16 protein-coding genes are annotated in these 17182 nt (G+C 64.1%); 1 reads left to right on the top strand and 15 read right to left on the bottom strand.

What is annotated here, in order from left to right; all coding sequences use genetic code 11:
* Window positions 1-3: 3 nt before the first annotated feature.
* The 4 genes from AC1RTQ_RS22355 to AC1RTQ_RS22340 form a co-directional block, all read right to left on the bottom strand.
* Window positions 4-2226, bottom strand: coding sequence for a TonB-dependent receptor family protein (locus AC1RTQ_RS22355; protein ID WP_492879003.1), 2223 nt, complete (start codon window positions 2224-2226; stop codon window positions 4-6).
* Between the two features lie 256 nt (window positions 2227-2482).
* Window positions 2483-3343 (bottom strand): ParB N-terminal domain-containing protein, encoded by an 861-nt coding sequence (locus tag AC1RTQ_RS22350; protein WP_492879001.1) that lies wholly within the window; start codon window positions 3341-3343, stop codon window positions 2483-2485.
* A gap of 155 nt (window positions 3344-3498) precedes the next feature.
* Window positions 3499-4887 (bottom strand): prephenate-dependent tRNA uridine(34) hydroxylase TrhP, encoded by a 1389-nt coding sequence (gene trhP, locus AC1RTQ_RS22345; RefSeq protein WP_304352237.1) that lies wholly within the window; start codon window positions 4885-4887, stop codon window positions 3499-3501.
* A 27-nt stretch (window positions 4888-4914) separates the two neighbouring features.
* Entirely contained in the window at window positions 4915-5820 is a 906-nt protein-coding gene (locus AC1RTQ_RS22340; protein ID WP_492878999.1) for a LysR substrate-binding domain-containing protein, read from the bottom strand.
* A 147-nt stretch (window positions 5821-5967) separates the two neighbouring features.
* On the opposite strand from AC1RTQ_RS22340, the gene AC1RTQ_RS22335 reads away from it, so the two are divergent.
* Window positions 5968-6732 carry a sulfite exporter TauE/SafE family protein gene (locus AC1RTQ_RS22335; RefSeq protein WP_492879136.1) on the top strand — a complete coding sequence of 255 codons (765 nt, stop codon included), beginning with the start codon at window positions 5968-5970 and terminating at the stop codon, window positions 6730-6732.
* A 129-nt stretch (window positions 6733-6861) separates the two neighbouring features.
* Here AC1RTQ_RS22335 and prfH read toward each other — a convergent pair whose 3' ends face one another.
* The 11 genes from prfH to AC1RTQ_RS22280 form a co-directional block, all read right to left on the bottom strand.
* Entirely contained in the window at window positions 6862-7449 is a 588-nt protein-coding gene (gene prfH, locus AC1RTQ_RS22330; protein WP_492878997.1) for a peptide chain release factor H, read from the bottom strand.
* A complete protein-coding gene (locus tag AC1RTQ_RS22325) occupies window positions 7440-8594 on the bottom strand; it encodes an RNA ligase RtcB family protein (RefSeq protein WP_492878995.1) in 1155 nt (384 codons plus the stop codon). The genes prfH and AC1RTQ_RS22325 overlap by 10 nt, the downstream gene beginning before the upstream one ends.
* A 393-nt stretch (window positions 8595-8987) precedes the next feature.
* A complete protein-coding gene (gene tolA / locus AC1RTQ_RS22320) occupies window positions 8988-10187 on the bottom strand; it encodes a cell envelope integrity protein TolA (protein WP_492878993.1) in 1200 nt (399 codons plus the stop codon).
* 77 nt (window positions 10188-10264) lie between these two features.
* Entirely contained in the window at window positions 10265-10696 is a 432-nt protein-coding gene (locus AC1RTQ_RS22315) for a biopolymer transporter ExbD (protein ID WP_492878991.1), read from the bottom strand.
* Between the two features lie 154 nt (window positions 10697-10850).
* Entirely contained in the window at window positions 10851-11555 is a 705-nt protein-coding gene (gene tolQ, locus AC1RTQ_RS22310) for a protein TolQ (protein WP_302089815.1), read from the bottom strand.
* Window positions 11552-11950, bottom strand: coding sequence for a tol-pal system-associated acyl-CoA thioesterase (ybgC, locus tag AC1RTQ_RS22305; RefSeq protein ID WP_034376618.1), 399 nt, complete (start codon window positions 11948-11950; stop codon window positions 11552-11554). The genes tolQ and ybgC overlap by 4 nt, the downstream gene beginning before the upstream one ends.
* A 181-nt stretch (window positions 11951-12131) precedes the next feature.
* Complete coding sequence (locus AC1RTQ_RS22300) at window positions 12132-13325, bottom strand: pyridoxal phosphate-dependent aminotransferase (protein ID WP_492878989.1); 1194 nt, start codon at window positions 13323-13325, stop codon at window positions 12132-12134.
* A 207-nt stretch (window positions 13326-13532) separates the two neighbouring features.
* Window positions 13533-14069, bottom strand: a complete 537-nt coding sequence (gene nusB, locus AC1RTQ_RS22295) for a transcription antitermination factor NusB (RefSeq protein ID WP_304352242.1) — start codon at window positions 14067-14069, stop codon at window positions 13533-13535.
* Entirely contained in the window at window positions 14062-14535 is a 474-nt protein-coding gene (ribH, locus tag AC1RTQ_RS22290) for a 6,7-dimethyl-8-ribityllumazine synthase (RefSeq protein ID WP_182283594.1), read from the bottom strand. Before ribH ends, nusB begins: the two co-directional genes overlap by 8 nt.
* Before the next feature lie 15 nt (window positions 14536-14550).
* Window positions 14551-15672 carry a bifunctional 3,4-dihydroxy-2-butanone-4-phosphate synthase/GTP cyclohydrolase II gene (gene ribBA / locus AC1RTQ_RS22285; protein WP_039048770.1) on the bottom strand — a complete coding sequence of 374 codons (1122 nt, stop codon included), beginning with the start codon at window positions 15670-15672 and terminating at the stop codon, window positions 14551-14553.
* A gap of 362 nt (window positions 15673-16034) precedes the next feature.
* Window positions 16035-16337: a 2Fe-2S iron-sulfur cluster-binding protein gene (locus AC1RTQ_RS22280; RefSeq protein ID WP_302089819.1), complete on the bottom strand. Its 303-nt coding sequence runs from the start codon at window positions 16335-16337 to the stop codon at window positions 16035-16037.
* Between the last annotated feature and the right edge of the window lie 845 nt (window positions 16338-17182).

Raw genomic sequence — 17182 nt, 5'->3', positions numbered from 1 at the left:
CGCTTAGAACGGCAGGGTGGCCTGAACGTACAGGGTGCGTGGCATGCCCACGTATTTGCCACCGCCGTTGTTGTCGGTGGAGCGGGTGAAGTAGCGGCGGTCAAGCACGTTCTTCATGCCCACGGTCAGGCGCAGATTGTTCAGCTCCTTGCCCGCCTGGTAGCTGGTGCGCAGGCCCAGGATGGCAAAGCCGGGGATGTCGCCCAGATTGCCGTTGGCATCTTCCTGCGTGATGTAGGAGTTGGGCTTGGCGCTGGTGCCGGGCGTGCCGGGCGAGCGTTGCCTGGACTGGGCGTTCAGATCGGCATTGAAGGTCCAGCGCTCCATCGCATAACGTGCCGACAGGCCGGCCGTGTGGCGCGAATAAAGCGGCAGGTCGCGGCCCGCGAAGGGGCCGGCCTGGCTGGTGGCCTGGGTGAAGGTATAGCTCACGCCCAGCGACAGGCCCTTGAGTGCCGGGTAGTTCTTGCCGAAGTCATAGCGCAGCGCCGATTCCAGACCACGGTGGCGCGTGGCACCCAGATCGGTCCAGATGCCGTTGCCGGTGCCGTCACCCGGGCGGTCCAGGAACAGCTCCTTGTTGAAGTCGATGTTGAACAGCGTCAGCTCGCCGTTCCAGGTGTCGCTCTTGTAGTGCGTGCCCAGCTCATAGGTCTTGGCCGATTCGGGATAGAGCTGGTTGTTGGACGACTGGGCCAGCTGCGCGTACTGCTGGGGCCCGAAGGACTTGCCGGCATTGGCGAACACCGACCAGTGGCTGTCGACGCGGTAGAGCACCGACAGCGTGGGCAGCAGTTCGTTGGCGGCCGCCGTCGGGTAGATGGCCGCTGCGCTCGCGCCCTTGTAGTCCACCACATTGTTGAAGGAGCGGATGCGCTCGTAGCGCACGCCGGGCGTGATGGTCCAGTTGCCCACATCGATGCGGTTGTCGATATAGAAGGCATTGGCCGTGGTGCCGCCCTGGCTGGTCTGGGTGGTGTTCAGCGGCAGGGCCATGGCATCGACCTGGCCGGGCACATAGAAGCCGGAAGTGGCCAGCGACGTTTCGGAGCTCTTTTCCTTCAGGTAGCGATAGCCAACGCTGACTTCCTGCACCACGGAGCCGGTCTCGAAAATGCGCGAGTAGCGCGGCTCCACGCCGTAGTAGCTGTAGTCGCGCGGTGCGGCCGTCAGGCTGCGCTTGCCGGCATTGGCGCCGGTGGCGTCGCGTTCGATATAGCTGCCGCGAAAGGAGTCCACGTAGTAGCTGAGCACTTCGAAGTTGTTGCGCCCGTCCTTGTAGCTGTACTTGAGCGAGCCGTCGGTGCGGCGGCCCGTGAACTGGTCATAGCTGCGCGTGCTCTGGAACGGATCGGCTGCGTACTGGGCCGTGGTCAGGCCGCCGGGCATCTGGCCCTTGCCCTCGAAGTGGTGCAGCGAAGCGGAGATGCTGCTGTTGTTGCTGAGCTTGTAGCTGCCCTTGAGCAGCAGATCGTCGATGTCGGTCTTGTCGTTGCTGCTGCGCCAGCCCTTGCCGTGCGTGCCCGAATACAGCACGGCCAGGCCCAGGCCCGACTCGTTGGTGCCGCCCACAAAGAAGCTGGGCGTGGTCTTCACATTGCCGCCGTGGCTGTAGATCTCGGTGCCGATGGAGGCTTCGGCCGCAAAGGTCTTGGGAATGGCGCGCGTCGTGAAGTTGATGATGCCGCCCACGTTCTGCGGGCCGTAGCGCACGGAGCCTGCGCCGCGCACCACGTCGATGGAGTTCAGATTGCCCAGCGCCACGGGCGCCAGCGACAGCTGGGGCTGACCGTAGGGCGCGTAGGAGACGGGCACGCCATCCTGCAGCACATAGGAGCGTGGCGACAGGCGCGCGGTCAGACCGCGCACGCTCAGGTTCAGCGAGATATCGCTGCCGCCCGTGCCGTTGCTGTCCTGAACCTGCACACCGGGCACCAGGCGCAGCGCTTCGCGCAAGGTGGCCGCACCGCTTTCCTGTATGCGCTCGCGCTCGACGATGGTGCGGGCACCCGGATGCTCCAGCACTTTCTCGGCACTGGACATGTCGCCGTCCAGCCAGTTGCCGGTGACGGTGACCGAGTCCAGGGCGGCTTCGGCAGCGGCTGCGGTGGCGCTGGTCGTCTGAGCATGGACGGGGCTGGCGAGCACGCCAAGGGCTGCGGCAACGGCAGCGGCGGCGCTGCTCAGGCGAAAAGCAGGGGTGTCGGAAAAATGGAGGTGAGCCATAGGTGTTGTAGGGGAGGGCACACAGCACCTGGCTGGCATGAACAGCGCGCTGCCCCAGCCTTGCGCTGGCGGCATCTCTTGTCTTCAGTCGGGGCCGGAGGGGGCTATGTGGCGTTTATTGGCAGGCGCGAATATTAATGAGAATTGCTGTCATTTGGCTGTATGTGGTTATGTTGAGACACAAAAAAACAGCTTCCCCGTCCGGCAATCTGGCCGTGCGGGGAAGCTGCATGTGGGAGCCGGGCGAGAGGGTGGCTTAACCCTGTTCTGCCAGCAGGTCCTGCAAGGTCTTGACCTGCAGGCGCAGGCGCTCGTTCTCGGCTTGCAGCTCGGTGACGCGGGCCTGCAGCTCCTCGGGGCTGGCGGCTGGCGCGGCTTCTGCCGATTCATCGGCTTCGGGCTTGGCGGCCTTGGGCTTTTTCTTGGCGTCGCGCACGCGCTTGGCGGCCTGCTTGAGCGCATCGGCGCCTTCGGCGGCCACGGCCTGCTGTTCTTCCTCGGGCAGGGTGGCGACCACGGCAGCGGCGTTGAGCGAGAGCTCGCCGGCCTTGACCGCGGCCACGACTTCGGGGGCGGCCTTTTCCTGGATGGTCTCGATCATCTTGACCTGGCCGGCCGACAGGCGGGCGGCGCGTGCCAGGGCTTCACGTGTGTCCAGCGCTTCGTCGGGCACCTTGGCAACACTGGCCAGGGCCTCGGCCACCACGGGGTCGGTATCCCCTTCCCAGGGGGCTTGCTCGCTGGCCGGCTGCGCGGCCTTGGCGGCGTTCACGGCAGCGGCCGCTGCAGCGCGTCGCTCGGCAATGATCTCGCGCTTGCGCAGCGCCAGCACGCCGCGCTGGAAGTCGGAGACCGACCGGCGGCCCAGATGCTGGTCGATCATCCACAGATGCACGTCGTCCATGTTCTTGAACTGGGTGGCCTGCACGGTGTTGAAGGGCAGGCCGTGCTTGCGGCAGATGCCGTAGCGGTTGTGGCCGTCGATGAGCAGATCGCCCCAGACCACCAGGGAGTCGCGGCAGCCTTCGGCGAGGATGCTGCGCTCCAGCGATTCGTGCTCGTCCGGGGTCAGAGGGTCGATATAGGCCTTCAGGCCTTCGTCAATCTTCAGTTCCATGTGTGTTCTTCAAATTAAGGAGCTGCTTGCGCTTATTGGCATTCGTTTTCAGCATGAAATCTATTTGAATTCAATAGAGAGCCTGCGATGGCAGCTATAGATAAAAGAGCAACGCCCCAGCGAATGGGGCGTTGGAAAAGCAAAGCCGCTCGAGCTTACAGCAGACGCGAAATCAGCGCACCTTCCACAGGTCCTTCCAGCGGAATGCGCACGCGCACGGGGTTGCCTTGAGCGACTTCCACGGGCTGGCCTTCGAGGTTGAACATCTTCTCCAGCTTGACTTGGCGGTTGCCCTGGGGATGAATCACTTCGATGGTGTCGCCCACGGCGAAACGGTTCATGGTTTCAATCTCGGCCATGCCGTCGGCCCAGCCTCGCACCGCACCCACAAAGTGGCTGCGCTGCAGCACGCTGTGGCCGGTTTCGTAGTTCTGGTAGTCGTTGGCAGGGCGGCGCTCCAGCAGGCCGCCGGTATAGCCGCGGTTGGCCAGGCCTTCGAGCTCGGTGATCAGGTGCGGGTTGAAGGGGCGTCCGGCCGCGGCGTCGTCGATGGCGCGGCGGTAGGTCTGGGCCGTGCGGGCGACGTAGTACAGGCTCTTGGTGCGGCCTTCGATCTTGAGCGAGTCCACGCCGATCTTGGTCAGGCGCTCCACATGCTCCACGGCGCGCAGGTCCTTGGAGTTCATGATGTAGGTGCCATGCTCATCTTCCATGATGGGCATCATCTCGCCGGGGCGGCCCTTTTCCTCGAGCAGATAGATGGCATCGGCCTTGGGATGGCGCTGCTGGTCGCCGCAGGTGCTGGTGAACTGGTTGTCCAGATCGTTCTTGGCTTCTTCGAAGCTGAAGCCGTTTTCCATGGTCTGGCCCAGGGCCTCGCCGGTGTTGGGGTCCACGGCCGCGTCATGCGTCTTGTAGTCCCAGCGGCAGGCGTTGGTGCAGGTGCCCTGGTTGGGGTCGCGGCGGTTGAAGTAGCCCGACAGCAGGCAGCGGCCCGAGTAGGCGATGCACAGCGCGCCGTGCACAAACACTTCCAGCTCCATGTCGGGGCATTCCTGGCGGATCTTCTCGATCTCGTCCAGGCTCAGCTCGCGCGACAGGATGATGCGCGAGACGCCCATCTTCTGCCAGAACTTCACGGTGGCGTGGTTGGTGGTGTTGGCCTGCACGGACAGGTGGATTTCCTGCTCGGGCCACTTTTCCTTGACCATCATGATGAGCCCCGGGTCGGCCATGATCATGGCGTCGGGCTTCATGGCGATGATGGGTTCGATATCGCGCAGATAGGTGCGCACCTTGTCGTTGTGCGCAATCAGATTGCTGGTCAGGAAGAACTTCTTGCCGCGCGCATGCGCCTCGGCAATGCCCTGGCCGATCTGCTCCAGGCGGAATTCGTTGTTGCGCGCGCGCAAGCTGTAGCGCGGTTGGCCGGCGTAGACCGCGTCGGCACCAAAGTCGTAGGCAGCACGCATCTTGTCGAGCGAGCCGGCAGGCAGCAGCAGTTCGGGGGCTTTGAGGGTCATGATGGCGCTATTGTCCCGCATAGCGCTTTTCACCATAGCTTGCTAAGGCTACGCGGTCTGTAGCAGTTGCGCGTGCAGTTGCTGCGCAGGCAATGACAGGGCGGCCGTAGCGGCGGGTGTGCACAGCAGCAGCTGGCGCTGGGCCCAGGCATCGGACAGTGGCACGGCCACCACGCCGGTGGCGCCGCCGTGGCGCTGCACGGCGGCCAGCGGCAGCACGGCAATGCCCACGCCCTGGCCCACGAGCTGGCACAGTCCCTCGAAATGCTGCAGCTGCACCTGCATGCGCAGCAGCCTGTCGCCGATCCGCAAGGCCTGTTTTTGCAGCAGTTGCTGCAAGGCGGAGTCGCGTGGCAGGCCGACCCAGTTCTCTTGCAGCAGCTCGGCCAGCGGCAGTTGCCGGCGCCCGGCCAGCGCATGGCCCAGCGGCAATGCGGCGGCCAGCGGGTCCGGCCTCCAGGGCTGGCAATGCAGGCCTGCCAGGGCGCTGCTGTCTTGGGCATCCCAGGCGGCCACGCCGATATCGCACAGGCCCTGGCGCAGTCCAGCCAGCACTTCGCTGCTGGGGCATTCCTGCAGCTCCAGTGCCATCTGCGGGTGCTGGCGTAGAAAGCCGCTGACGGCCAGCGGCAGATGCTCGCGCACGGCCGAGGTATTGCCGCGCAAACGTATCTGCCCGGCCAGGCCGGCGCCGAATTCGCCCATGGCTCCGCGCAGGAGCTGCATCTGGCTGAGCACCTGGCGCGCATGCTGGCCCAGGGTATGGCCTGCGGCCGTGGGCTGCACGCCGCGTGCCTTGCGAATGAGCAGCGCCGTGCCCAGAAGCGCCTCCATGCCGCGCACGCGCTCGCTGGCCGAGGCCAGCGTGAGATGGCTGCGCTGTGCAGCTGCGGTCAGCGTGCCGCTGTCGAGGATGTGCACAAATAGCTGGAGGTCGGTCAGGTCAAAGCGCATGGGGGTTCAAGCCTAAGGTTTTTACGAAGTCTGGTTTTGGCAAATCCCGCTGGTCAGGCGCGTCCTGTCGCCGGATTATCTGCGCCATGCAAGGTATCGATGATTCCTGCTTGGTTTTTATGGTTCGGATGATACGAAGGATTGATGATGTGGAACGAAGGCTGGATGGCTGCGGCAGCCATTGCCGTGTTTGGACTGGCGGGTTGTGTCAAGGGGGTGGTGGGTCTGGGCCTGCCCACGGTTTCCATGGCCTTGCTGGCGGTGTTCATGCCGCCAGCGCAGGCGGCGGCCCTGCTGCTGTTGCCATCGCTGGTGACGAATCTGGTGCAGATGGGGCCTGTGGCGGGTTTGCGGCCCTTGCTGCAGCGACTGGGCTGGATGCAGCTGGGCATCGTGCTGGGCACGCTGGCAGGCGTGGCCCTCTGGGGCGGAGTCGGCGGCCTGCCTGGCGCCAGGCCGGCCCTGGGCCTGGCGCTGGTGGTGTATGCCCTGTGGGGGCTGTCGGGCCTGCGCTGGCAGACGCCGGCGCCGCACCAGGCCTGGCTGGGGGCGGTATGCGGCTTGCTGACGGGAGCCATCACGGCGGTGACCGGTGTCTTTGTCGTGCCAGCCGTGGCCTTTTTGCAGTCGCTGGGCCTGTCCCGTCCCGCTCTCATGCAGGCCATGGGCCTGTGCTTTACCTCTTCCACGCTGGCCCTGGGGGCCGGTTTGCTATGGCAAGGGCCAGGGACGGGGGCCCAGGCCCAGGAGATGGGACTGGGACTAGGACTGCTGGTTTCGGCCCTGATGCTGATTCCGGCTCTGGCCGGCATGCACTGGGGCGAGCTGCTGCGCGAAAAACTCTCGCCCGAGCTCTTCCGGAAGCTGCTGATGCTCAGTCTGCTGGCCCTGGGTGTCTACCTGTGCTTCTGAGTGGCCGGGCTGTAGTTGCAAGGCATGCAGGCCCAGCCACAGGCTGCCGGGCAGCAGCCCGGCAGGCCGCTGCGACATGGCCGCCACTCCTGGCTTCGGGAGGAAGTCGGCAAAGCCGCCCAGGGGCGCTTACAGGCGGAAGACCTTGACGGCCCGGCCGCGCTCGACTTCCCAGTGCTGCTGGCTGCGCAGGCGCTGCGCCTGCCCCTGGCTGCGCGCATTGTGCTGCGCCAGCTTGATGGCCAGCAGCTCGCGCGCCAGCCGCTTGTTGGCATGCTGGCTGCGTTCGCTCATGACCTTGACGGCAATCCCGCTGGGCACATGCAGGGCATGGACGGCCGAGTCCGTGGTGTTGACATGCTGGCCGCCCTTGCCCGACGCCTTGCAGGACTGGAACTGGATCTCGCCGTCCATGGCCAGTTGGCGCGGCGGCTCGCAGCGCTGCACGGCGACGAACCAGTTCCTGCGCGGATGCCGGGGCCGAAAGGGGCTGGCGAAGATCCACTGGATGGTGCCCAGCCATTCGCGCAGGGCGGGTGTCTCGCGCTCGCAGCGCAGCAGCACCGACCTGTAGCCGGCCGGGGTGCGGGATTCCTCCAGCACCTCGACGGCCAGGTCCTCGGCCGCGCAGGCCAGCAGCAGCTTGCGCAGCGTCAGCTGCAGCGCGTATTCGCACTCGGCAGGGCCATGGGCGGAGCTCAGTTGCATCAGCAGCATTGCATGCCCGCCTTCTTGTAGGTCAGCAGGGGCTTGAGACGCGCGACCAGCTCCACCAGGCCGGCTTGCTGCAGGCTGGCGACCACGGAGTCCACATCCTTGTAGGCCTGGGGGGCCTCCTCGTAGACCAGCTCGCGGTCCGCGCAGACCACGGCGCTGCCGAAGCGCGTGCGCAGCAGCTCGTCCAGCGTGAAGCGGGGCCGCAGCCGGCCCATGCAGTCCGTGCGCGCCCATTTGCGGCCGGCGCCGTGGGCCAGCGAATCCAGGGCCTCGTGCCGCCCGGCGACGGGCCGCACCAGATAGCTGTAGTCGCCGCGTGAGCCTGGAATGACGACCAGACCCCGGTCCGCCGGCGTGGCGCCCTTGCGGTGCAGAAAACCGTCCTGGCCCTGCCAGTGGTGGGCAAGCACATGGTTGTGCGTGATGTCGAGCACGGCCTCGCCCTGGGTGCGGATCGCGCGCAGCAGGCGCTGGGCGATGCTGCGGCGGTTGAGCTGCGCATAGTCAATGGCGGCATCGTGCTGCAGCAGGTATTGCCTTGCAGCTTCGCTGCCGGCGGCCAGGCCGTCGTGGCTGAAGCGCTGCACATGCTCGCGCAGTATGGCGCTGCCAAGGCCCCGCGAGCCGCTGTGCACCATGAGGTGCACGCGCTTTTTGTCGAGCGCGCCTTCCTCGTAGAGGGTCTCGACCTGCTGCAGTTCGGCAAAGTGGTTGCCGCCGCCGATGGTGCCCAGACTCTGCAGCAGATAGGCCAGATCGGCGACGCCGCTGGTCTGCGCGATCTGTTGCAGCTGCTCCATGTCCACGGTCTCCAGCAGCTCCTGGGGCAGAGGGCCGTCGATATTGCCCACAGCTTTTTCGAGCCTGACGCCCGAAGTCTTGTGCACGGCCAGGTCGCTCGCGTACAGGGACATGCCGCAGCCTATGTCGCCGCCGACCAGGGCCGGGTAGAAGTGTCCTGTCGAGAAGAATGCCGCGCCCACGGGATAGCCCCGGCCCGGATGCAGGTCGGGAAGACCCACGGCGGCGCGGATGCCGTCCAGATTGGCGGCGGTGGTGTGAAGTTGCTGGATGGCAGCGTCCTCGATCCAGACGCTGCGGTTGGCGAACACCTTGATGTAGGTGTCCGAAAAAGAATTGCCCATGAATGGCCCTTGGTCGAATGCATGAAATCAGCGATGGGGCAGTCGCGACATGCTCGGCCAAGAGGCATCCGGAAATTCACGCGCAGCGCAAAGCCAGACTCCATGTCGTTTCATGGGTCGGCCAGGGTCTGCAGCGTGGCGGGAAGCGCTAGAAGGCTTTAGGCGTACACGACTGCAAAGGGATTTGTCGTCTGGGACATGGCTCTCTCCTTTGCGTGAGTGGGTGAGGCGCGCAATCCTTCGTGGAGTGCGGCAAAGAAAGTCATGCTATGGACTGGCGGGCGGCGGCGCAAGCTGCGCAGCTCGCTGCGTTGTGGATTGGCCACAGATATGAAAAAGCCCCGCAGGCCATGCCTGCGGGGCTTGGAGGGCCGCGCGGGGAGCCGTCCCGCGTCAGTCCTGGGGTCTGAAGCCGATGACCAGATCCGAGGGCACCTTGCCGTCGATATCGCGCGGCAGTTTGTCGGTCTTGTGCAGGGCGCGGACCACGGCCTCATCCCAGGCCGCGTTGCCGCTGGACTTGGAGATCGTGGCACTGGTGATGGTGCCGTCCGGTGCCGTGCGCACGCGAACTTCGGCGCGCGGATTGCCGCTGACCGTATCGGGGTAGACGATGTTCGGCTTGACGCGTGCGGCCACCTTGGCACCGTAACCGGCAGAGGGGCCGCCGCTGGCGCTGCTGCCCGCACCGCCGGTGCGACTGCCGCCAGCGCCGCTGTGATCGCTGCCACCGCTGCCGCCGGCATTGCCAGAGCCGCCGGCCAGCCCTTGCAGGCGTGCCAACTCGGCCTTGCGGCGATCATCGGCTGCCTTGGCATCCCTGGCGTCCTTGGCCGCCTTTTCCTTGGCTTCCTTGGCCGCTTTTTCCTTTTCAGCCTTGTCCTTCTCGGCCTTTTCCCTGGCAGCCTTGTCCTTGGCAGCTTTTTCGGCTTTCTCCTTCTCAGCCTTTTCCGCTTTTTCCGCTTTTTCCTTCTCGGCCTTGTCCTTGGCCGCCTTCTCGGCCTTTTCCTTTTTCTCGTGCTCGAGCTTTTCCTTGCGTTCCTTTTCCGCTTTTTCCGCTTTTTCCGCCTTCTCGGCCTTCTCGGCCTTTTGCTTTTCCAGCTGCGCCTTTTCGGCCTTTTCCTTTTCGGCCTTGTCCTTCTCGGCTTTTTCCTTGCGCTCTTTTTCCCGCTGTTCGCGGGCTTCCTGCTCGGCCTTTTCCTTCTTCAGCTGCTCCTGCTTTTTCTTTTTGGCCAGGGCAATCTCGGCCTCATGATCGTCGTCATGGGCCTGAGCCTTGGGGGCCGGCGCAGGAGGCGGCAGCGGTGCCACCACGGGCTCTGGCGGAGGAGGCGGCGGCTCGGGAGCCGGGGCTGGCTCCGGCGTGGGCTCCGGAGCGGGAGGCGGCGGTGTCACTGCGGCTGCGGAAGCCGGGGCGGAGCTGCTCCAGACCTCGGCTTCGACCATGGCTTCGTCGGCTTCCTTGGGGGGGCGCACCGTCCACAGCAGGGCCGCGATCAGCAACCCGTGCGCGGCCAGGGCGAGCGACCATGAGCGCGCCCGGCCTTTGGGGCGGGGCGGGGCAAACTGATCGCGATCTTGCTGGTTAGGCATGGTGAGTTGGTGGTCTGCGCGGGCTACGGCTTCGAGGCATCAAAGACGCAGCTGGCGGCAGAGCTTCATGTATGGGGTCAATTGCTGGAAGAGGACACAACGCCGAAGGCTATGCGCTTGACGCCAGCCTTGGACAGCGTGGTATGCGCCTTCATGACGTCATCGAAGGGCAGGCCCTTGTCGGCGATGATCTGGATGGCGCTGTCCTCGCCCTGGCCTTGCTGCCAGGACTGGGCCAGACCCTGGAGGTCGCCCGGCTTGATGGTCTGGGTGTTGCTGCCGTTCTTGAACTGGATGCTGCCGTCCTTGTCGAGCAGTACATAGGCAATGTTCTTGGTCGGCGGGCGCGAGGACTTGCCTGCGCTGGGGACGTTGATGGAGCCGGGCGTGAGCATGGGGGCCGTCACCATGAAGATGATGAGCAGCACCAGCATCACGTCGATGAAGGGCACCATATTGATTTCGTTGACGGTGCGGCGATTGCGACCGCGTGAACTCATGGCTGGCATGGATCACTCACTCCTTACAAATAGAGACTGCACAGCGCAGGCTGAAGACACCGAGCAAGGGTCGCCCCGCAGCAGGGACTGCCCCAGCGAAGGTGTCGTCTCCCTCCCGATGAGAGAGGGGGACGGCGCGAAGCGACTCAGGGTGGGCTTCATCTCAATGGCCGGAGGCGGAGCCGCTGGCGGTGGAGCCGACATTGCGCTGCAAGATGTTGGAGAACTCTTCGATGAAGGTTTCTTCCTGGCTGGCGATGCGGTCGATATGGTGGGCGTAGCGGTTATAGGCCGTCACGGCGGGGATGGCCGCAAACAGACCCATGGCGGTGGCCACCAGGGCTTCGGCAATGCCGGGGGCCACGGTGGCCAGCGTGATCTGCTCCATGTTGGCAAAGCCGGTGAACGCGTGCATCACGCCCCACACGGTGCCGAACAGGCCGACGTAGGGCGAGACCGAGGCCACGGTGCCGAGAAAGGACAGGCCGGATTCGATCTCGTCGAGTTCGCGCTGAAAGCTCGCGCGCATGGCGCGGCGCGTGCCGTCCATCAGCGTGGCGACATCGCCGATGCGGCGCTCGCGCAGCTTCTGGTACTCACGCATGCCGCTGGCAAAGATGCGCTCCATGGGGCCGCCGGTCTTGGCGTTCTGCGCGGCAGAGGCATAGAGGTCGTTGAGACTGGTGCCCGACCAGAAGTCCTGCTCGAAGTTGTCGTTGAGCGAGCGCACGCGCTTCAAGGTCTGGGCCTTGCGAAAAATGGTGGCCCAGCTCGCTATGGATGCGATCACCAGGATCAGCATGACCAGTTGTACCACCCAGCTGGCCTGCATGACGAGGCTGAGGATGGACATGTCTTGGGAGTTCATGAAAGTTGCTCCAGGATATGGTTTGGAATTCTCGCGGGGCGCATGGTTGTGCCATCCACCCACCCAATTCGGATGGAGCCCGTGCACAGTGGTGTGGGCTCTTGGGCTTGACTGTTGGAGTGGACCAGCAGCGCCTGCTGCTCGATTGTGAGCGAAGCACGGCCGGCACTTTTCAAGCTAGCGGTAACAAAGAGTTGGTCATCGAGTCGCGCCGGATGCAGATATTCAAGCTGCGCAGACGTTACGACAAAGATGCCGCCGGTTTGTTCCCGCAGCTTTTGCTGGGCGATGCCCAGCGAGCGCAACCACTCGGTGCGGGCACGCTCGAAGAACTTCAGATAGTTGGCATAGAACACGACGCCGCCCGTGTCGGTGTCTTCCCAGTAAACGCGCATCGGGAAAGCGAATCCCCCCTGAGCAACTGCGTTGCTTCCCCTCGTCGGGCACCCCCCAAGGGGGGCAATGCCTTCGCTGGGGCAGCCCATGCCGCGAGGCGGCTCTTGCTTGGCATCACGGGCTTGGGGTGCGTCAGTTTTCGGTGCCAGGGATTCTTGCTTGATCTGTGTCATCACTGTTTTAGGCAAGAAGCTTCTTCAGGCGTGCAATGGCTTCCTGCAACTGCTCCATGGAGTTGGCAGTGGAAAAGCGCACATAGTTCGCCGTCTCGGTCTGACCAAAGTCGCGGCCCGGGGTGATGGCCAGGTGTGCCTGGTTCATCAGCGCATAGGCGAAGTCCCAGCTGCCCTTGACCCCGAGCTTTTCGGCGGCAGCGCGGCAGTCAGCCCAGGCGTAGAAAGCACCATCGGGCTTGACGGGTACGGGCAGGCCGATCGATTCGAGAGCCGGGATGAAATAGTCGCGGCGGGCCTTGAACTCGGCGCGGCGGCGTTCGTATTCGGCAATGCTTTCGGGCTCGAAGCAGGCCAGGGCCGCATATTGCGACACGGTGCTGGCGCAGATGAACAGATGCTGGGCCAGCATCTCGATGGGCGCGACCAGCGATTCGGGCACCACCATCCAGCCCAGGCGCCAGCCCGTCATATTGAAGTATTTGCTGAAGCTGTTGATGGAGATGATGTCGTCGCCGAGAGTCAGGGCCGATTGGCCAAAGGCTTCGTCGTAGGACAGGCCCAGATAGATTTCGTCGACGATGGTCAGCCCGCCTTTGGCGCGCACGACTTCGTGAATGCGACGCAGCTCGTCAGGCGCAATCGAGGTGCCCGTGGGGTTGGAGGGCGAGGCCAGCATCACGCCGCGCGTGCGCTCGCCCCAGGCCGCTTCGACCTTGGCGGCGCTGAGCTGAAAGCGCTCCGCCGCCGAGGAGGGGATCAGCACCGGCTTGCCCTCGGCCGCCGAGACAAAGTGGCGGTTGCAGGGGTAGCTGGGATCGGGCATCAGCACCTCGTCGCCATCGTCGATCAGTGCCAGGCAGGCCAGCTGCAGCGCGGCCGAGGCGCCGGCCGTGATGATGATGCGGCGCGCCGGCACGTCCACGCCGAAGCGGCTGGCGTACCAGGCGCTGATGCGCTCGCGCAGCTCGGGCAGGCCCGGGGCCTGGGTGTATTGGGTGCGGCCGCCGCGGATGGCGCGTTCGGCCGCTTGCTGCACCAGGGGCGGGGCGCTGAAGTCCGGCTCGCCAATGTTCAGATAGATCATGGGCGTGCCGCTGGCGCTGGACTGGCGGGCCACTTCCTGCGCGTGCTTGGCCATTTCCATGACGTAAAAAGGCTCGATGCGTTGGGCGCGGCGGGAAAGCTCGATGACGGACATGGACGACGTTATTCTTTCAATCAATCAGCGTTCGGGTGCAGCCTGGTGCCGGTGGGTGCCGCCGGTGCAGCAGCCTTGCGCCCATAAAAAAACTGCAACCAGCCAGCCGGTGCACGATAGCACCTGCGGCCCTGTTGCAGTATTTGCATTGACTATGCATGTGGCGCCAGCAGGGCCGCGCAGGCACGGCGCTGCAGCTCAAGCGGTTCAGCTGGCAGACTTGCTCGCGCGGTCATGCGCCACTTCGGCGCTGCGCAGCTCGGGAGCCAGCCCGTTGAGCACGGCGTTGACATACTTGTGACCGTCTGTGCCGCCAAATTCCTTGGCCAGTTCGATGCACTCGTTGAGCACCACGCGCCAGGGCACGTCGGGGCAGTTCTGGAATTCATATACGCCAATCCACATGCAGGCATGTTCGATGGGCGAGATCTCGGTCAGGCCGCGATCGAGCTTGGGCGTGATCAGTGCATCCAGTGCAGCTTCGTTTTCCACGCAGCCGCGCAGCAGTGCATCGTAGTGCACCACGTCGGCCTTGTGAAAGCCGGCCAGATCGCGCGTGAAGCGGTCGATGTCGAGCACCGCATTGCGGCCCACGATGTGCTGATACAGGCCTTGCAGTGCGAACTCGCGTGCGCGGCTGCGATTGGATTTGGAGCCCGCCTTGCGTGCGCCGGTGCTGGTCAGACCGGTGCGCTTCTGGGGAGGACGGCGCGAGCCGGACTCGCTGGATTGTTCTTCACTCATGATCGTCGTAGGAGTTGAGCAGGTTGGCCATTTCCACAGCGACGCGGGCTGCGTCGCGGCCCTTCTCGACCTGGCGGGCAATGGCTTGCTCCATGTTTTCAGTGGTGATGATCGCGTTGGCGATCGGCAGTCGGTAGTCCAGGCTCAGACGTGTCACGCCCGCGCCCGATTCGTTGGCTACCAGCTCGAAGTGGTATGTCTCCCCACGGATGATGCAGCCCAGCGCCACCAGGGCGTCGTACTGATCGGTGTCGGCCAGTGTCTGCAGCGCCACGGGCACTTCGAGTGCGCCGGGGACTGTGACATGGTCGATGTTCTCGGTCTTCACACCCAGTGCCAGCAGCTCGTCGCGGCAGGAGGCAAACAGGGTGTTGGTAATGCTTTCGTTGAAGCGTGCTTGCACGATGCCGATCTTCAGCTCGGCGCCGTTGAGGTTCTGGCCTTGGCCTTTTTCTGCGTTTTGCATCTGGTGTTCCGTCTCTTATTCTTTGGGGATGTAACCCGTGATTTCCAGGCCGTAGCCAGCCATGCTGGGCATGCGGCGGGGTTGGCCCATGAGGTGCATCTTGCTCACGCCCAGCTCGCGCAGGATTTGCGCGCCCACGCCATAGGTGCGCAGATCCATGCGGCCGCGCTCGGGCGCCTGGGCCGAGCGGGCCTTGCCTTCGAATTGCGTCAGCAGCTGCTCGCCGGACTCGCTGCAGTTGAGCAGCACAGCCACGCCCTGGCCATTGCCGTTGATGTACTTGAGGCTCTCGTCCAGGCACCAGGAATGCTGGTTGCGGCCGGTTTCGAGCGCATCGAGCACCGACAGCGGCTCATGCACGCGCACGGGCACGGTGGTGTCGGGCTGCCATTCGCCCTTGACCAGTGCCAGGTGCACGGAGCCGCTGGGCACGTCGCGGAAGGCATGGGCGATGAATTCGCCATGGGCCGTCTGCATGGGGCGGCTGCCCACTTTCTGCAGCAGCGATTCGTTGCGGCTGCGGTATTCGATGAGGTCGGCAATCGTGCCGATCTTGATGCCATGCTCGGCGCAGAACAGCTGCAGATCGGGCAGGCGGGCCATGGTGCCGTCGTCCTTCATGATCTCGCAGATCACGGCCGAGGGCGTGCAGCCTGCCAGCGCGGCCAGATCGCAACCGGCCTCGGTATGGCCGGCGCGCATGAGCACGCCGCCGTCCACGGCCTGCAGCGGAAAGACATGGCCGGGCTGCACCAGATCGCTGGGCTGGCTGTTCTTGTTCACGGCCACCTGGATGGTGCGCGCGCGGTCGGCGGCCGAGATGCCGGTGGTCACGCCTTCGGCGGCTTCGATGGAGATCGTGAAGGCCGTGCTGTACACGGTGCCGTTGCGCGCGGCCATGGGCGGAAGCTTGAGGAATTCGCAGCGCTCGCGGGTCAGCGTCAGGCAGATCAGGCCACGGCCGAAGCGGGCCATGAAGTTGATGGCCTCCGCTGTGACATGGTCGGATGCCAGAACCAGATCGCCTTCGTTCTCGCGGTCCTCTTCGTCAACGAGAACGACCATGCGGCCGGCACGCATTTCCGCCACGATTTCCTCGACGGGCGAGATGGGCACGGGTTGGAGGGAGCTGTTCATGGAATGCCTTCTTGGACGTGAACTGGAGGCGATGCTCTGCAGTCGGCGGCTGGCGCATGACACGCACCAGTGAGGCATTGCCGACGCCGCCATGGGCGCAGGCAGGACTTCCAAAGAACGTGTGAGGCGGGGGCCGCCTGGGCGGAGCCGCTTTCTGCAGGGCAGGGCCTTGCGGAAAGCGCTCATTCTATTGCAGAGCGGGCTTTGAGCGCGCGAGCCGACCCTGAAACCATGATGCAGTGCAAGAACGGGATGCAGCTCCAATGCGCGGCATCCAGCAGGAGCCACACCGCAGCATGGGCCGCCCCCGCCATGATGCCGTCCCCTTTGGGGGGAGAAGCGGCAAGGCCGCTCAGTGGAGACTAATACTCGTGATCCTTGAGCACCACATCGCTGTCGGGATAGGCGCAGCAGGGCAGTACATAGCCTTCGGCCTGTTCCTCGCTCGTCACGCCCGGCCACTCAATGTCGTAGCGCACGCTGCCCGAGACCAGCTGTCCCAGGCAGGTACGGCAGGTGCCGTTGCGGCAGGAGCTGGGCCAGTTCACGCCGCCGCTCTCCAGCGAGTCCAGCAGCGACTGGTCGGCCCAGGCATCGACCTGCTGGCCGCTGGGCTCGCACTTGGCGATGAAGAAGGGAGGGGCAAATGCGGAGTCGTTGGACATGAGGCGCTGTGGATATTCTTTGCAAAACCCGTTGTTGTAGCCGGTTTGCCAAGGCCGTGGGGGCGGTGCGGGTTGCCTGTTTTTTAAGCGCCTGGAGATGAGTCGTTTGAAATCAATGACTTGTCCGACTTATTCATGGGGTGGGTGCAGTTGTTCACAAGGATGTCCAGCGTAGGACGGGATAAGTGGCTGTCTGTCGGTGGGGATCTGATCAAAAAACAGGCATTTTGAAAAATTCCTGAAAAATCAACTGCTTGAAGCATTGCTGCAAAAGCTATTCAGGCTTGTCCACAGGCTTGTTGAGAAAAATTGGGGAAAAGCCTGGCGCTTGTTCTGGGTAATTAAAGTCGTAAACTGGCAAATAAAGTCGTAAACCCGGGGCTAGCATTCATGCGGGTTCGCGAGGCGCCGACTTGTAACCGTAAAGTCGTAAACTTGAGCTAATCGTAGTGATCTCGGGTGCACAATACAGCTGCTTGGTCCACCCCTGGTGCAGTCTTTGCTATGAAAAGAGCGCTTACATAGAGCGCTTTTTTTCTTGCGTGAACGCCACTGCTTGCGGCTGTACAGTCGTTAGATAATTTGGACCTTATGGCTGCTACAGGCTGATTGCTGCCGTGCACCTCAGAAATGCCAATGACCACTGTTGCCCAGAGCAGTCATTGCGCCAAGACTTTTCAGAAGGTCTGCTCTGCATCTCAAAGCTGTCGCTGAAGTCTGACGACCGTCAAGTGACTGCTTTGGCTTGCGCTGAACTGGTGCTATCGACGGCGGATTCAACCGGTCGATGCAACACATGCGCTGAACATCTCAGCAGGGCTATGGAAGCCGAGCGTCTTGCGCGG

The sequence above is a fragment of the Comamonas sp. GW821-FHT11H03 genome (assembly GCF_058807955.1).
This window is presented reverse-complemented; position numbering and strand designations above follow the sequence as displayed.

Coding starts and splice junctions, on each gene's coding strand:
- AC1RTQ_RS22315 (WP_492878991.1), bottom strand. CDS start 10,696: ATGCCAGCCATGAGTTCACGCGGTCGCAATCGCCGCACCGTCAACGAA.
- tolA (WP_492878993.1), bottom strand. CDS start 10,187: ATGCCTAACCAGCAAGATCGCGATCAGTTTGCCCCGCCCCGCCCCAAA.
- AC1RTQ_RS22325 (WP_492878995.1), bottom strand. CDS start 8,594: ATGGGCAATTCTTTTTCGGACACCTACATCAAGGTGTTCGCCAACCGC.
- trhP (WP_304352237.1), bottom strand. CDS start 4,887: ATGCGGGACAATAGCGCCATCATGACCCTCAAAGCCCCCGAACTGCTG.
- ribH (WP_182283594.1), bottom strand. CDS start 14,535: ATGCAAAACGCAGAAAAAGGCCAAGGCCAGAACCTCAACGGCGCCGAG.
- AC1RTQ_RS22300 (WP_492878989.1), bottom strand. CDS start 13,325: ATGTCCGTCATCGAGCTTTCCCGCCGCGCCCAACGCATCGAGCCTTTT.
- ybgC (WP_034376618.1), bottom strand. CDS start 11,950: ATGCGCGTTTACTGGGAAGACACCGACACGGGCGGCGTCGTGTTCTAT.
- AC1RTQ_RS22350 (WP_492879001.1), bottom strand. CDS start 3,343: ATGGAACTGAAGATTGACGAAGGCCTGAAGGCCTATATCGACCCTCTG.
- ribBA (WP_039048770.1), bottom strand. CDS start 15,672: ATGAACAGCTCCCTCCAACCCGTGCCCATCTCGCCCGTCGAGGAAATC.
- nusB (WP_304352242.1), bottom strand. CDS start 14,069: ATGAGTGAAGAACAATCCAGCGAGTCCGGCTCGCGCCGTCCTCCCCAG.
- AC1RTQ_RS22355 (WP_492879003.1), bottom strand. CDS start 2,226: ATGGCTCACCTCCATTTTTCCGACACCCCTGCTTTTCGCCTGAGCAGC.
- AC1RTQ_RS22335 (WP_492879136.1), top strand. CDS start 5,968: ATGTGGAACGAAGGCTGGATGGCTGCGGCAGCCATTGCCGTGTTTGGA.
- AC1RTQ_RS22280 (WP_302089819.1), bottom strand. CDS start 16,337: ATGTCCAACGACTCCGCATTTGCCCCTCCCTTCTTCATCGCCAAGTGC.
- AC1RTQ_RS22340 (WP_492878999.1), bottom strand. CDS start 5,820: ATGCGCTTTGACCTGACCGACCTCCAGCTATTTGTGCACATCCTCGAC.
- prfH (WP_492878997.1), bottom strand. CDS start 7,449: ATGCTGCTGATGCAACTGAGCTCCGCCCATGGCCCTGCCGAGTGCGAA.
- tolQ (WP_302089815.1), bottom strand. CDS start 11,555: ATGAACTCCCAAGACATGTCCATCCTCAGCCTCGTCATGCAGGCCAGC.